At 48.1% G+C, this 15,344-nt stretch carries 14 protein-coding genes; 2 read left to right on the top strand and 12 right to left on the bottom strand.

Going from position 1 to position 15,344, the window contains the following annotated elements; translation table 11 throughout:
- Window positions 1–24 precede the first annotated feature (24 nt).
- From AWM72_RS06965 to AWM72_RS06955, 3 genes are all read right to left on the bottom strand, one after another.
- Entirely contained in the window at window positions 25–762 is a 738-nt protein-coding gene (locus AWM72_RS06965) for a CpsD/CapB family tyrosine-protein kinase (protein WP_067975336.1), read from the bottom strand.
- On the bottom strand, window positions 762–1,529 hold the full coding sequence (locus AWM72_RS06960) for a YveK family protein (RefSeq protein ID WP_067975333.1): 768 nt from the start codon (window positions 1,527–1,529) through the stop codon (window positions 762–764). Before AWM72_RS06960 ends, AWM72_RS06965 begins: the two co-directional genes overlap by 1 nt.
- A gap of 673 nt (window positions 1,530–2,202) precedes the next feature.
- Window positions 2,203–3,621, bottom strand: a complete 1,419-nt coding sequence (locus AWM72_RS06955) for an alanine/glycine:cation symporter family protein (RefSeq protein ID WP_067975331.1) — start codon at window positions 3,619–3,621, stop codon at window positions 2,203–2,205.
- 325 nt (window positions 3,622–3,946) lie between these two features.
- On the opposite strand from AWM72_RS06955, the gene AWM72_RS06950 reads away from it, so the two are divergent.
- On the top strand, window positions 3,947–4,927 hold the full coding sequence (locus tag AWM72_RS06950) for a nuclease-related domain-containing protein (RefSeq protein WP_067975325.1): 981 nt from the start codon (window positions 3,947–3,949) through the stop codon (window positions 4,925–4,927).
- Window positions 4,928–5,479: 552 nt separating this feature from the next.
- On the opposite strand, the gene rplT is transcribed toward AWM72_RS06950, so the two are convergent.
- The 4 genes from rplT to AWM72_RS06930 form a co-directional block, all read right to left on the bottom strand.
- Window positions 5,480–5,839 carry a 50S ribosomal protein L20 gene (gene rplT, locus AWM72_RS06945; protein ID WP_067975321.1) on the bottom strand — a complete coding sequence of 120 codons (360 nt, stop codon included), beginning with the start codon at window positions 5,837–5,839 and terminating at the stop codon, window positions 5,480–5,482.
- A 34-nt stretch (window positions 5,840–5,873) separates the two neighbouring features.
- Window positions 5,874–6,074, bottom strand: coding sequence for a 50S ribosomal protein L35 (rpmI, locus tag AWM72_RS06940; protein ID WP_067975318.1), 201 nt, complete (start codon window positions 6,072–6,074; stop codon window positions 5,874–5,876).
- A gap of 30 nt (window positions 6,075–6,104) precedes the next feature.
- Window positions 6,105–6,629 carry a translation initiation factor IF-3 gene (gene infC / locus AWM72_RS06935; protein WP_101603559.1) on the bottom strand — a complete coding sequence of 175 codons (525 nt, stop codon included), beginning with the start codon at window positions 6,627–6,629 and terminating at the stop codon, window positions 6,105–6,107.
- Window positions 6,630–7,059: 430 nt separating this feature from the next.
- On the bottom strand, window positions 7,060–7,896 hold the full coding sequence (locus AWM72_RS06930) for a MetQ/NlpA family ABC transporter substrate-binding protein (RefSeq protein ID WP_067975315.1): 837 nt from the start codon (window positions 7,894–7,896) through the stop codon (window positions 7,060–7,062).
- A 168-nt stretch (window positions 7,897–8,064) separates the two neighbouring features.
- Here AWM72_RS06930 and AWM72_RS06925 point away from each other — a divergent pair, with 168 nt between their 5' ends.
- The gene (locus AWM72_RS06925; protein ID WP_067975312.1) at window positions 8,065–8,589 is read left to right on the top strand and encodes a DNA-3-methyladenine glycosylase I; all 525 of its coding nucleotides are present in this window, start codon (window positions 8,065–8,067) and stop codon (window positions 8,587–8,589) included.
- Window positions 8,590–9,251: 662 nt separating this feature from the next.
- Here the strand turns inward: AWM72_RS06925 and lplA are convergent.
- The 5 genes from lplA to AWM72_RS09235 form a co-directional block, all read right to left on the bottom strand.
- Entirely contained in the window at window positions 9,252–10,280 is a 1,029-nt protein-coding gene (lplA, locus tag AWM72_RS06920) for a lipoate--protein ligase (RefSeq protein ID WP_067975309.1), read from the bottom strand.
- 1 nt (window position 10,281) lies between these two features.
- Entirely contained in the window at window positions 10,282–11,175 is an 894-nt protein-coding gene (locus AWM72_RS06915; protein ID WP_101603546.1) for an SIR2 family NAD-dependent protein deacylase, read from the bottom strand.
- A gap of 544 nt (window positions 11,176–11,719) precedes the next feature.
- The gene (gene thrS, locus AWM72_RS06910; protein WP_067975305.1) at window positions 11,720–13,657 is read right to left on the bottom strand and encodes a threonine--tRNA ligase; all 1,938 of its coding nucleotides are present in this window, start codon (window positions 13,655–13,657) and stop codon (window positions 11,720–11,722) included.
- A gap of 925 nt (window positions 13,658–14,582) precedes the next feature.
- Window positions 14,583–15,059 (bottom strand): Asp23/Gls24 family envelope stress response protein, encoded by a 477-nt coding sequence (locus AWM72_RS06905; RefSeq protein WP_067975301.1) that lies wholly within the window; start codon window positions 15,057–15,059, stop codon window positions 14,583–14,585.
- Between the two features lie 91 nt (window positions 15,060–15,150).
- Window positions 15,151–15,324 (bottom strand): DUF2273 domain-containing protein, encoded by a 174-nt coding sequence (locus AWM72_RS09235; protein WP_083272369.1) that lies wholly within the window; start codon window positions 15,322–15,324, stop codon window positions 15,151–15,153.
- Window positions 15,325–15,344: the final 20 nt, after the last annotated feature.

Here is a 15,344-nt window from a genome sequence, read left to right as displayed (position 1 = left end):
GAGTCAATGGCTGCTTAAGTCGGCTTAATCTTCCTCATGGCCATAGCCATAACCGTAGCCATAGCCGTAACCGGTATGTTCCTTGGACACGCCATTGAAGACCACGCCTAGGATATTGGCTTCGGCTGCGTCGAGCAGGTCCTTGGCCTTGGTAATATTGGGACGTTCCGCGATTCCTTCCCGGGCGACGAAGACGACCCCGTCAACTTTACGAGAGAGGATCTGGGAATCGGCCACTGAGAGCAAGGGCGGTGCGTCGTAGATGACCAGGTCGAACATGGTCTCTAGAGTCTTCATTAGGTCGTTCATCTTGTTGGATTGAAGCAACTCAGATGGATTGGGTGGCTTGGGCCCAGCGGCGAGGACGTAGACATTGGCTTCCGGTACATAGCGGATCATGTCCATGGTCTGGGCTTCGTTCTGGGTCAAGAGATTGGTCAGCCCGTAATTGGTCTTCAGGTTGAAGGTGTTACGAACGGTCGGCTTCCGCATGTCGGCATCCACTAAGAGGACCCGCTTGCCGGTGTCGGCCATCACCGAAGCCAGGTTGGCTGCCACGGTGGACTTACCTTCGAAGGGTCCGGTTGAAGTCAGCATGAGCGAGTTGAGGGTCCCGTCGACCATGGAGAATTCAATGTTGGTCCGCACGGTCCGGAAGGCTTCTGAGATGGGATGATTAGGCTTAACAGCTGTGATCATCGAAGCCCCCAGGCGCTGGTTGCGGTTGAGTTGTTCAAGTTTCTTCCCTTTGTGGTTAAACATTAGTCCTCACCTCCTTTACGGCGACGGAAGGTCCGACGCGCTTCTGATGTTTTTTGGCTAGAGATGGACTTGAGCCGAGACTCGGCGACTTCCTTTTCAGATATCTCGGGGATGAGACCTAAGACGGGCAAGCCGATCTCGTCGAAGAAGGCTTCATCCTTGACGGTCCGGTCGGTCGCATAGCGGATCAGCTGCCAGATGACACCGATAGCCCCACCGATAATAGCCCCAATCAAGAGGTTGAGGATGGGTTTAGGTGAGACCGGCCCTTGGGCTGGTTCTGCCACGGTCAGGATGGACACATTGTTCACATTCATAATCCGTTTGACTTCTTCGGAGAAGTGCTTGGCAATCGAATTGGCCAGGGTCGCCGACACTTTAGGTGAGGTGGACTGGACCGTTACCGAGAAGACCAGGGAATTATTGTCGTTTTGGACACTGATCATGTCGTTTAATTCCTGGACGCTCAAGTCTACTCCCGTCTCTTCGATCACCTTCTCCAGGACCACGGGCTTCTTGATGATGCTCTGATAGGTATTCAAGAGCGTCAGATTGGCCTGGAGGGTGGATTGGTCCACCTGCTCACTGTTGGAATTGGTGTCATTAACCACCAAGTCAGTCGTTGATTGGTACTTAGGGGTCATCACGACAAAGGTCAGCACGGCCGCTACAGCCAAGCCAGCCACGGTGGTGACGATAATCCGTCCTAAGCCTTGCCGTAGAATGTGAAAGAGTTCTACGAGCGAGATTTCTTCAGTCGTTTCCATATTGCCTCCTCATCGGTGCCGAGTTCTTGGCACCTGCTTCTATTCACAAAAAAAGGTCGTCTAAAGTCACGTCTCATTTAGCCGACACTCTTTTTACACTATCTATAATCTTAAAGGAAATTATAAGATATTTCACTCTTTTTTCACACTTTTTTTATTACAAATCTGTGACATTATACATTGTCTTAACAATTAGCGCCTATGAATGGATTTGTGGTCGAGATTATGGTTTGGGAATTGTGCTGGTGAGCATCCGTTGCGCTGTTGAATTTGGTCCTTGAAGAGCCATGGCACCGGCTCGAGCCTTGGTCTCTCGCCTAACAAATCTCAAACGGACCGTACGGCTATCGCCTACGCTCCGTAATTCGCTTTACTTGCTTTTCATGGCTAAGGACCAACTTCAACGCTCCACTCCTGCTCATCAATGAATTGGGTGATGAACTTTTAAGTGGTATTCGAGCTTAGGGAAAGGCAGACCATTCGATTCTGTGAATAATTTTTCCCTTATTAAACAGTGGCCTATTCAAAAGCATGTGCGTCTAATTTAAGAAGTATCCTTTTTTATAGAAAATAGTAATCCCCTAAGAATAGATTTTTTAGCGTCTATTCTTAGGGGATTTTTAACGACCAAACTCAAAGCGAAGCGAATGTTCTAGCACAATTTAGCTATTTTTTATTTCCAATAATCCAGTTGGCTGTCGTCTAGGCCGATATTTTTGGCGTAGAAGACGGGTTTTTGTCCGGCTTTGCGCTGTTTGCTGTAGTCGGAGAGCGCAGCTAGGGCTGTTTTGCCGAGGATTAGGATGGACGGTAGGTTGATTAGGGCCATGAGTGCCATCATGACGTCGGCCATTAACCAGACGAGGTCGGCTTGTTGGATGGCGCCGAGGAAGATGACGCCTGCAGCGACCAGGCGGAAGGCTATCATGAAGGAGGCCCGGGGCATTTTGCCGAAGATGTAGGCCAGGTTGTTATCCACGTAGTAGAGGTTGCCGATCAGGGTGGTGAAGCCAAAGAGCATGAGGGAGATGGTGATGAAGAGATTCCCATAGCCCCCGAGGAAGGTGGACAGGGCGGCTTGGACGTAAGGTGCGCCTGAGAGTTCTGGGCTTGGTGTCACACCTGAGCTCAGACACATGAAGGCTGTCGCCGAGCAGATAACCAGGGTGTCGATGAAGACGGACATCATTTGGACGAGACCTTGCTTGACGGGGTGGGAGACGTGGGCGGCTGCCGCTGCGTTAGGCGCTGACCCGATCCCGGCTTCGTTGGAGAAGAGGCCACGCTTGATCCCGTACATCATGCTGGAGCCCGCGATCCCTGAGAAGATAGCCTTGAAGTTGAAGGCATCCTGGAAGACGAGCTTGAAGACGGTCGGCATGTAGTTGAGGTTGAGGATGATCATGAGGACTGCCACCGCCACGTAGATCATGCCCATGAAGGGAACGAGGAAGCTGGTGAACTGGATAATCCGCTTGCCCCCACCGAGGACGCAGTAGGCCGTTACTAAGGCTAGGCCGGCACCCACCAGGATCGGTGTCCACTGTGGGTCGTAGAAATCATAGACCTGGAAGGAATCGCGGAGGTTGAAGGCGGCCAGCATGTTGAAGCCCACCGCATAGGTTAGGATCAGGAAGATGGAGAAAATAATCCCCAAGGTCCGGCTGTGGAGGGCCGATTCAATATAGTAGGACGGTCCCCCGTAGCTCTCGCCAGAGAAGGTGTCCCGACGCTTGTAGATCTGGGCTAGGGTCGATTCGATGAAGGCTGAAGCGCCCCCGATCAGAGCCACGATCCACATCCAGAAGACGGCGCCGTAGCCCCCGAGGCAGATAGCCGTGGCCACCCCGACGATGTTCCCGGTCCCTACCCGCGAGGCGGTTGAGATCATCAGTGCCTGGAAGGAGGACACCGATCCCTCTTCCTCCGGCGCTTCCATAACCACATGGACAGCTTCTTTAAAGTTACTTAATTGAACAAATTTGGTTCGGAATGTGAAATAAAGGCCTATTCCTAGCAATAAGATAATCAGGACTGGATAGTATAAGAAATCGCTGATTGGACTTAGAAAGCCTGTAATCATTTCTGACATCCAAATCTCCTCCTCTTCGAAAAGTTTTCTTTTTCTCTAGAATAAGGGATCTTATAATTGCCGTCAATTTCTAATCTTTATTTTACGATTGGTTATGCTTATGGATGGTCGAGTGATGTAAGTTTTTATAACATTGTCGATTGGCTGGCGACCGTGATTTCAGGGATTTGTGGAATGTCAATTTTTATGCCACATTCACTTGATTTTTATAGTTTTTTCAATTTTTGAACAATTATTGCATTTATTCTGGGGAGATTTTATAACATTTAATTTTGTTTGATGAATTTTAGACACTTTCGTTTATATATGAATAGGAGGGATTTACATGCAGATGACCCATGAATTATTAAGCCTGGAAATTTTGAATCACCGCCAGTGCCTGGACGCCGACCAAGCCGAACGCCTGCACGCCTTGCGCCTGGGCTACTGGGGCGAGTGGGAGTTCCAGCGGATTTTGAAGAAATATTTGACGGGCGATTTTTACCTATTGACGGATTGTTACTTCGGCGAAGCCAACCCCACCCAAGTCGACGCGATCCTGGTCTGCCCCAGCGGCTACTATCTCTTTGACGTCAAGAATTACCGGTCGCCGGTCCGCTATGAAGCGGGAACTTTTTACCACAACGACAAGCGCTGGCGCCACAATATTTTTATCCAGCTGGAGCGGATGGTCGACCGTTTCAACCAAGACCTAGACGGACACGGCCGCCCCCAAGGCAAGCAAGGCTACCTAGTCTTCATTAACGAACGCCACCAAGTCACTGTCGACGAGAGCTGGAGCCACGGTGTCCTGCGTCGCAACGATATCTGGGAATTCTTGAGAGACCTAGCCCAAGCACCAGCGCGATACAAGACAGACCAGCTCCTAGGCTTGGTCCAAGGGAAATTGCGCCCCAACCCCTATGAGAAATGCCAAGCCACAACTGACCACTGGGCGCGGATGCAGGGAGGGATTTATTGTTGGCGGTGCCGGGCGAGGCTTGGGAATATTTATAACCGGAGACGCATTTCTTGTAACAATTGTGGTTTTATTGAGAATTCAGAAAGTCTAGTTCATCGCCACTTATGTGAGCTATCAGTTCTTCTTTATGACCAACCGCTGAGCCTATCACTAGCACGGGAATTTTTAGGAAAACAATGTTCAGACCGCAGCTTGTATCGTATTTTTAACAAAAATTTCAATCGCGTTAAAAGAAACAGCTACCACAACCCCTTCAAGCAAGATCCTGATATTTCTCATAAAATCGTTTGGCCTATTGACTTAGAACGCGATTATTATTGGATTCATCAAAAATTTTTAACCTAAGAGCCATAATACTTAGAATATTTTTGAAATGAATACAATGATCATAGCAGCGCCTAAAAGATATCAGGCTTTCACTGACTTACTGCCTTTTCTCTTGAGAACTGGCAGTTTCTATTACTCTTACTGCCTCTGCTCTTGAGAACTGGCAGTTTCTATTGATCTTACTGCCTTTTCCCTTAAGAACTGGCAGTTTCTATTGTTCTTACTGCCTCTTCTCTTGGGAACTGGCAGTTTCTATTACTCTTACTGCCTCTTCTCTTGAGAACTGGCAGTTTCTATTACTCTTACTGCCTATTCCCTTAAGAACTGGCAGTTTCTATTGATCTTACTGCCTTTTCCCTTGGGAATTGGCAGTTTCTTAATAAAACACCCCCATCCCCATCCAAAATAAGCAATTTCTCTAGCCCCCTACAACGAAAAAGCAGAGGCCCCAGCCTCTGCTTTCCCCACCATCCATACAATACAAGGAAGGCGGACCTAGCGCCCGCCAACCACTCTTATCCCAAAGGAAAAGCACCGCCACGGTGGGCGGTGCTTTACTGCTTTATATGATTATTTTTCTAATGCTGCTTTTGCTTGGTCGCAGATTGATGCGAAGGCATCAGCATCGTTGACTGCAAGGTCAGCAAGCATTTTACGGTTGATTTCAATGCCAGCTTGTTTTAAGCCGTTGATTAATTTGCTGTAGCTTAAGCCGTTAACACGTGCTTGGGCATTGATACGGGTGATCCATAGACGACGGAAGTCACGTTTTTTCTGACGACGGTCGCGGTAAGCGTACATGTAGGACTTCATGACAGCTTGTTTAGCCATCTTGTAGTTTACACTTTTAGATCCGTAATAACCTTTTGCTAATTTAATATATTTTTTACGTCTTTTACGACTAACTGTTCCACCTTTAACTCGAGCCATTCGAAAATTCCTCCTTGTTTCTCTAGATTATTGCTTATTTGTAAGTATCTAACATTTGTTGGATACGTTTTTGGTCAGATTGGTGAACCATTGCAGCTGGTTTGTGCTGACGACGTTGTTTCTTGGTCTTACCATGGAAACGGTGAGAGCGTTCTGAATGACTACGTTTTAACTTACCTGAAGCGGTAAATTTGAAGCGTTTAGCCGATGCACGGTGTGTTTTTTGTTTAGGCATAATAATTTCCTCCCATTTTTGTTAATTGGATTATTTGTCTTCAGGCTTAGGTGCTAGCATAAGCTGCATAGACCGGCCTTCCATCTTAGGTTTTTGCTCAACGGTGGCGATATCGCTCATCTCGTCAGCAAAACGTTCCAGTACCTCACGTCCTAAGTCCTTGTGCGTAATGGCACGGCCTTTGAAACGGATGGATACCTTAACCTTGTCACCCTTCTTGATGAACTTGCGGCCTTGACGTAATTTCGTATTGAAATCATTGTCATCAATGGCTGGGCTCAAACGAATTTCTTTAACTTGGATGGTCCGTTGGTTCTTACGCTGTTCACGGGCCTTACGTTGTTGTTGGTAACGGAACTTGCCATAGTCCATGATCCGCGCAACCGGTGGCTTAGCACCTGGTGACACGAGAACAAGGTCAAGTTCATATTCACTCGCTTTATCAAGAGCATCTTTCTTAGAAAGAACACCCAACTGTTCACCCTCAGGATCAATCACGCGCATTTCGCGTGCTCGAATCGATCCATTGACGATGTTATCTTTTTCTTTTGCGATAATTATCCCCCTCCATAGTTCAAATTTGCATTCATCATTCTTTGAGATTTCAGCATAGAAAAAGCGACGGAAAATTAAAATTACCCGTCGCTGCTCGCACAAGGGTCCCTTGTGCACTTGAATCTATCAACCCGAGGACGTCTTTGTCAACTCAGGTGAGAAACGGGTAGGTCTCTGCTTCTTGTCTCACTTTGCTATCATACCATGTCCCCCTCCCCGGGTCAAGGGGAAATTCGAAAAAATCGTAGGCTATCAAAAAAAATCTTGGATTCTACTTACACTGCTAATTGCATTTAACGATCCATTTCAAAGCAGAAGGGATGCTCAACAAAATAAAAGACCAGGAGCAAACCCCCGGCCTCTCTTTAAACAAGAAAAATGTTCCAAAAGTCAGGTCTGCCCGACCTTTGGAACATAGTCTCTAAGTCTACTATTCCGGTAAGATCCAGTAAGCTTGACTGGATTCTTGGTTGATTTTTTCAACGGCATCTTTGACTTGGTCGGACTTGTAGGCTTTGGAAACGGCCTTGACCCAGTCCTTATCCTTGTCTTCTTCACGCACAACCAATTGAAGCATGAATTCTGGTGCCACGTCTTCATAGGCCAGGGCGGTCTGGAAGTCAATGCCGGCATCGAAGGCGCGCGAACCTGGGATGGCAGCTAGGGCCAGGTCCGGTGTGGTTCGGGCCAAGTTAGGAGAGCTAATAACTTCAATCTTTAAGTTCTTAGGATTTTCAGTAATGTGCTCCACATTCAAGTTGGCCTTGTCTGCATTAGGGTCGAGGGTAATCAGTCCTTCTTTTTCCAGTAAGAGCAAGTCGCGGGACAGGTTGGATGGATCGTCCGGCACCCCGATTTGATCGCCGGCTTCTAGGCTGTCGAAGCTATCCTTTTGGCCTGGGAAGATGGCCATAGGAACGGTCGGCAAGGGTTGGATATTGGTCAGGTGGGCATCTTTTTCCTCGTTGAAGTTCTCCATGTAGAGGGTGTGCTGCTCGATATTGAGGTCAGCTGCCTTCTCTTCGAGGGCCACGTCTGCTTCACGCAGGTCGGTGAATTCGACGGTTTCGACCTTGTAGCCATCTTCTTCGAGAATTGGTTTTACCACATCAAGGAAAAGATCGCTATAGGGGCCCGGCGAGGTGGCGAGACGGATATCCTGGCTATCCTCGGCAGCTGCCTCATTCTGTGAGGCCTGGTTAGAACCGCAAGCTCCCAGAGTCAAGAGAGCCAAGACGGCAAGGACTGCTGTTTTAAATTTGTGCATACGAACACTCCTATCTGCTTACTTTTTATAAGTTTTATGGTCTTAGTCTAACACATTCCTTGTCCTTTGAGAAATGAAAGCCTCTCCCGACTGATAGTTCTTCCCCATCATTCCTGAACAAGCATGCTATAATGGTAGTAAAGCAAATGGAAAGGATGACGCAAACAGATGACAGCACGTTGCAGCTGGGCCACGACGCCCGAACTTATTGCCTACCACGACCAGATTTGGGGCAGACCGACCACTGATGACCAGGCCCTCTTCAAAGCCCTAAGCCTGGAAATCATGCAAGGTGGCCTGTCCTGGGAAACCGTCCTTAAGAAAGCTGAGGACTTCGATTCAGCCTACGACCAGTTCGACTACCGAAAGATCGCCCGCTATGACCGCTACAAGTACCAAGGGCTCCTCCAAGACAGCCGACTTATCCGCAACCGGCGCAAGATCCAGGCCATTATCCACAATGCCCAAGTCTTGGTTGACCGTTTGGCGGAGGGGGAAACTTTCGCTGATTATCTCTGGGACCTGATCGATGACACCAAGAAGCAAAGCGACTCCAATGACGCAATGAGCCAAAAAATCCTCAAGGCGATGAAGAAGGACGGCTTCACCTACATCGGCCCCGCCACCATGACCGCCTTCCTCGAAGCCATCGGCGCCTTCAACCCCCACCAAGCGGCCTGTGATTGGGCGTAAATTTATAAAATTATTTCTTCAATCGTATGATTGAGCATCCGTTTCATACAAGCATTTTTAAAAGCACGGCTGCCAAAACAAGGCATCGTGCTTTTTAATTTGCAGTTATTTATATCAACAGCTATCAACACTTCCATAAGAGCAGCTAAGCAGATTAATTGTGAGCAGGAGTGAAGCGTTGAAGTTGGCCCTTAGCCGTGACCAAGCAAGTTTCAGGGTGAGAGGGCTGGCGGTTAGCTTTCGTTCACTGGAGCAAGTCGCCAGAGTAGTCTGCAAGACTGCGGCGGAGACTTGTGAAGTGACACGAAAGCTGCCAGACCGAACCCGACTAGATGTGAATTACGGCTAGTCGGCGTAAGCCGTACAAGCCAAAACCTGCTCCAAAAGTCAGCTCTGACTCCACTTCACAAAGGTTGGCCGAGCCTCTTCAAGGCTCTTCCATCCTTTATTCCAGTGGTTCAGAGCTTAACGACTTTTGTCGCACTCTAATTTTGAATCTCGCTAGGCGAGAGACCTTGGCTCGCCCCGGTGCTGCTTTAGCCGTTGGAGCGCTAGCGACTTACGGATAAAGTACAAAACGGCGAAAGCCGTTCTTGACCCTCTGAAATTTAATGATCAATTTCAAAGCGGAACGGATGCTCACCTCCGCGATTTAACTTCTCTTACTGCTCCAAAATCAAGCCCACAATCTCATCTGCTGTGATGGTTCCGAAGTATTGGCTGAGGTCAAATTGCTTGAGCTGGTCGAGGAGGTCTTGGCGGCGGAGTGGGGTGCCAACCAGGGCCGATTCAATATCCGAGATGGGTTGGCTGCCGAAGAAGTCGCCGTAGATCTTGCAGTCCTTGATCCGGCCTTGTTCGATGGCCAGGCTAATGTCGAAGGTACCCCCCTTGAAGTGTTCATTGCGGTTGTATTCGAAGCGTGGAGAGGCACCAAAGATCCAATCCCAGTTGGCATATTTTTCTTCCATCATTTGGTCGATGGCTGCCCAGTCTTCATCGGTTAGTTGGTATTTTTTGATCTGGTCATAGGATTCGACGCCCGCTGTCTTCACTAGGATGAGTTCTAGGAATTCTTCACTAGTCAGGTCCTTGTATTCAGGGTCCACATAGTCGCGCAAGTTCCCGACCCGGCTGCGCACAGACTTGATCCCTTTCGACTCGATTTTTTTCTGGTTAGGACGGAGGGCATTGACCATGTTGTCCATATCCACGTCGAAGAGCAAGGAATAGCCCCCGTAGACCCGGCCATTCTTCATGGTCATAGCGGCCCCGGAAACCTTCTTGCCGTCCACCATCAAGTCGTTACGCCCACTCTTCTCGACCTGGTCAACCCCGATCTCACGAAGGATCTGCATCACGGGCTGGTACATCTTATCGAAATTGGAGAAGGCATTGGTGTCCTGGCTGTCCATCAAAAAGCAGATATTAATCTCACCCCGGTCCAGGTAAACCGTGCCGCCGCCCGTATCCCGGCGAACCATCTGAATATCATTCGCCTCCACATAGTCCATATTCACTTCTTCCATGGCGTTCTGGTAGCGACCAATCTGAACAAAAGGATCGGTCATATATGGAAAAAGAATGGGTTCGTCCAAGAAAATGTGGTTCTGGGCGTAGACCTGCATGGCCATGGCTACCGCACCATTATAGATCCACTCGCCGTCGCGTTTCATTTCAATAATATACATCTTATCGATCACTTCTTTCGTCTAAATTCTCAAGGTCTTCCAAAAGTTGGCGGATATCCGCTTCCAGCCAAATCGTTTGAGGCCGGATAGCTGGCGGAATCCGATAGTCCTTTAGGTTGACCGTTAGATAAAGGGCCTGGGGGAAGGCCTCAGTCATGGCTTGGAAGGGATGTTTAATGACCTGGGGCGCCATATAGCCGCAACCCATCTCGAGGAGCAGGATCTTTTTATCCTGATTGCGGGCTAGGAAGCTGTCATAGCGGGCTTTTTCTTCCTTGAAGGCCTGGTCTTCCACCATCCAATCCCAGTGGTTGCGCCGGTTTAATTCCATCCGCTGGCCGCATTCTGGGCACCGGGGAATCAGGTCAGCTGGCACCCTCATGTTTTCTTGACGATCCACCATTTCCACTACCAAATCATCGATCCGGTAGCGCTTGGGATGGCAACCATACATGCACTGCATGAGGATATACTTGCCCTGGACGTCGAAGACCTTGTCCGGGTCATAGTCCGCCTTCTCGAAAGCATTATCCGCGTTGGAAGTAATGATGTGGTAATTGCGCCCCTCCAAGGCCTGACGCAGACGGACATAAGATGCCCCTAGCCCCTGGTCCAAATAATTCAGCTTGACAAAACGGCTGAAGAAGGCCCAGGACTCCGCCTCGTTGGCAAAGGGAAAGACCGAAGCCTGGAACATATCCAGCCAACCGTACTTGGCAATAAAATCCGGAAAGGCATCCTGGAAGCGCGGCCCCACATAAGCGAAGCCATCCGCGGCCCCCATGCCAGCACCTACTCCCACTAAGATCGCATCAGCCTCATCCAAAGCCGCCTCTAAAAGCTCAGCCTGGGACAGCTGTCCTTGTGATTCTAAAACCTGCCAATTACTCGTCAAATTCGCCGCCTCCTTCTCTATCATACACCGTCTATTATAACGCATATGAGCGCTTTCTTCATGAATTTCTGCTTAATCTAAGTCGCTTCGCTCCAAGAGCTGAAGCTGCTCGAGACGGTGCTATGCTTTAGCCGTTGGAGCGCTAGCGACTTACGGATAAAGTACAAGACGGCTTCAACCGTGTTGATCCCCTGAATATTTAACGATCAAACTCAAGACGGAACGCATGCTTATTAGCACCATCTTTTTATTCAATACTTATTAAATACCCATTTTTTTGATTTGGCAGCAATTCAATCGTGAGCAGGAGTGGAGCGTTGAAGTTGGTCCTTAGCCATGAAAAGCAATCAAAGGGAATTACGGATCGTAGGTGTAAGCCGTACGATCCGTTTGACTCTTGCTAGGCGAGAGACCGAGGCTCGAGCCGGTGCCATGGCTCTTCAAGGACCAAATTCAACAGCGCAACGCATGCTCACCAGCGCGATTTATTAAAGAATTTCAGAAAAAAGCCCAGCCAAAAACAGCTGGGCTTAAAGTGATTCAATTATTCGTGGTTTTCAACAGCTTCTTGCAAGCTGGCGAAGAATTCTTGGAAGTCTTGGCTTTCAGTCTTCTTCGAGCCGTAGCGGCGGACCGTTACCGAACCTTCTTCAATTTCCTTGTCCCCAAAGACAAGTTGGAATGGAATCTTATGGGTTTGGGCTTCACGGATCTTGTAGCCCATTTTTTCATTGCGGTCATCAACCTTCACGCGGAAGCCTTTTGCCTTCATTTGGTCAGCAATCTTGTAGACATAGTCAGCGTGGGCATCTTCGTTAACTGGGATCAGAACAGCTTGGGTTGGCGCTAACCAAGTTGGGAAGGCCCCCTTGTATTCTTCGATCAGGTAGGCAACGAAGCGTTCCATGGTTGAGATGACACCCCGGTGGATAACAACGGGACGGTGGGTATTTTGTCCGTCTTCACCCACATAAGTGATGTTGAAGCGTTCAGGTAAGAGGAAGTCCAATTGAACCGTTGACAGGGTTTCTTCTGTCCCTAGGGCGGTCTTGGTTTGAACGTCTAGTTTAGGCCCGTAGAAGGCTGCTTCCCCTTCTGCTTCGAAGTAGTCTAAGCCTAAGTCATCCATCGCTTCCTTCAACATAGTCTGTGCCTTTTCCCACATTTCATCGTCATCGAAGTATTTATCGGTGTCGTTAGGGTCGCGGTAGGACAGACGGAAGCGGTAGTCGGTGATGTGGAAGTCTTCGTAAACTTCACGGATGAGCTTGAGGACGCGGGTGAATTCATCCTTGATTTGGTCTGGACGAACAAAGATGTGGGCGTCGTTCAAGGTCATTTCACGGACACGTTGGAGCCCAGATAGAGACCCGGATTTTTCATAGCGGTGCATCATCCCAAGTTCTGCGATCCGGATAGGGAGTTCGCGGTAGGAGTGGATATGGTTTTGGTAAACTTCCATGTGGTGGGGGCAGTTCATTGGGCGGAGCACTAATTGTTCGCCGTCGCCCATATCCATTGGTGGGAACATGTCATCACGGTAGTGGTCCCAGTGACCTGACTTCTTGTAGAGGTCGACATTGGCCATGATTGGCGTATAAACATGTTCGTAGCCTTGAGCCACTTCCTTGTCCACAATGTAGCGTTCGAGAATACGGCGGATAGTTGCCCCTTCAGGTAACCAGAAAGGTAGGCCTTGACCCACTTCAGGGGAGACTAAGAAGAGGTCTAATTCCTTACCTAGTTTCCGATGGTCGCGTTCCTTGGCTTCTTCCCGACGTTTGAGGTCAGCTTTCAGATCTTTTTCATTGAAGTAGGCCGTCCCATAAACCCGTTGCATCATTGGACGGTCAGAGTCTCCGCGCCAGTAAGCGCCGGCTAATGATAACAATTGGAAGTGCTTGATATAGCCGGTTGATGGCACGTGGCCGCCGCGGCAGAGGTCGGTAAATTCCCCTTGGCTGTAGATGGTAATCTTCTCATCTTCAGGAAGGTCGTGGATTAATTCAAGCTTGTAAGGGTCTTCCTTGAAGATTTCCTTGGCTTCTTCCCGGCTCACTTCGCGGCCTTCGATTGGGAAGTCTTCTTGGACAATCTTTTCCATTTCTGCTTGGATGGCTGGCAGGTCTTCTTCCTTGACTTGTTGGCCTTCCCCATTGTCGGTGTCATAGTAGAAACCATTCTCAATAGCAGGACCTACACCGAAGTGGATGTTTGGATAGATCCGGCGCAGGGCTTGGGCTAATAAGTGGGCGCTGGAGTGGCGCAAGATTTCCAAGGCTTCCTCTTCATTGGACTTAGGATCGATCAATTCAATCGCCCCAGCCTCTTCGATGGGATCATCTAGGCCCTTCAACTGACCATCTAATTTATAAGCCAAAACGCGTTTAGCCAAGCTGTTGGAAATAGATTTGGCTACTTCGCGGCCCGTAACGCCTGCGTTGAATTCTTTCACCGCACCATCTGGGAATGTAATTTGCATGGTTATCCTCCTTAAAAAATAAAAAAGCCCTAACTGAAGTTTCCTTCAATTAGGGACGTGATCTTAATCAATACGTGGTTCCACCCAATTTTTGCCTATTTAGGCACTCGTTCATGACCGATATCGGGGTTCACCGTTCAACTTCAATCATTGAAAGCCTCCGGAGTGGTCGCCATCTCTGTTTGCGGATCTTCCACCAAACAATCCGTCTCTAGCATTCAAACAAAAACTTTGTCTCCATCACTGGCGCTTAACTAGTCTAACCCTATTAAAGCACTATTCAGATGAAAAAGCAAGTCAAGCTTTTCAAAAAAGCTGACTGGAGCTCACCCTGCATCTATCAGCTAGCCTTTTGCCTTGGGAGGCTTTGAGGACAAACTGAAGGACGCCATCTGTATTCAGGAGCTTTGAGGGCAAGTCGGAAGCTGGAATTTGCATTCAGCTGTTCTGAGGACAAACTGAAGAGTGCAATTTGCATTCAGCTGTTCCGAGCGCAAACTCAAAAGTGCCATTTGCATTCAACAGTTCTGAGCGCAAACTCAAGCGTGCCATTTGCATTCAGCTGTTCTGTGCGCAAACTCAAACAGCTATTTAATAAATTCATTCCTAAGCCCCAAAGTTGACGGCCGCTAGGTGAAGGACCTGGGCTCAATCCGATAGATCCTTTGCCAAAGATTCTACTTGCCTGAACTTACCTCCTTTTTTCCTTGAACTTCCGGCTAAGAAGGTACTAAACACCAGTAATTAAACAATAATTTTTATAACAGTTCGTTTGTGAGCTGGAGTGGAGCTTTGAATTTGATCGTTAGCCATGACTCTATAACGATTAAATTCAAAAGCGAAACGGAGGATCACTGCACAACGTTATAAAGATCAAAATAAAAAGCCTGGGCAAGGAGCCCAAGCTTTGCTGGTGTTTAACGAATTATTGAACGCGTGAACCGTCTGAGTATTCACCGTCTTCGTGTGCACGACGACGTTCTTCAGCAGCTTTACGTTGGTCTTCGTTTTGTTTACGTTCCCATTCACCGCGAGTTACAACGTCGTTAACGTTCATGTTAACTTCAACAACTTTTAAGCCAGTCATCTTGTCAACATTTTCAGTAATTTTCTTGATTGCTGATTCGAAAGCAGCAGGAATGTCCTTGCCGTATTCAGCAATAACTTCTAAGTCTAAAGCAACTTCTTTTTTACCTACTTCAGCGCTAACGCCTCTTGTTTCGTCTTCGCCAGAGCCTGAGAAGAAGCCTTTAATACCAGAAGTGAAGCCACCTTGTAATTCAAGGATTCCTTCAACGCCTTGTACTGAATAGTTCGCGATTTTTTCGAGAACTTTGTCAGCGAAAGTTAATTCATTTTCGTGTTGTACTTGGTTTTGTTCATTAGCTTTTTGTTCTGCCATGATTATCATCCTCCAAAAATTTTATTACAATTGCTTGTACTCTAATCATACTGATTTCTCAAATTATTTCAAATAATATGCCTTCGAATTTTTATAAATTCTTGTCAAAATATTTACCAGCGTAAAAACCAGCTACCGCAAGGACGGCCACCAAAATAGCGGTCCCAATATTGCTTGCCAAACTGATGACAGTAAATAAGAAAGCTGCAGCGGTACAGATAATACGCCATCTATAGGCATACCATGACTCTGGTGGTTGTTTCATTGCAAGGCCTCCTCCTTTAA

The sequence above is a fragment of the Aerococcus sanguinicola genome (assembly GCF_001543145.1).
GTDB lineage: Bacteria > Bacillota > Bacilli > Lactobacillales > Aerococcaceae > Aerococcus > Aerococcus sanguinicola.
Note: the sequence above shows the minus strand (reverse complement) of the source record. Positions and strands in the feature narration are given on the sequence as shown.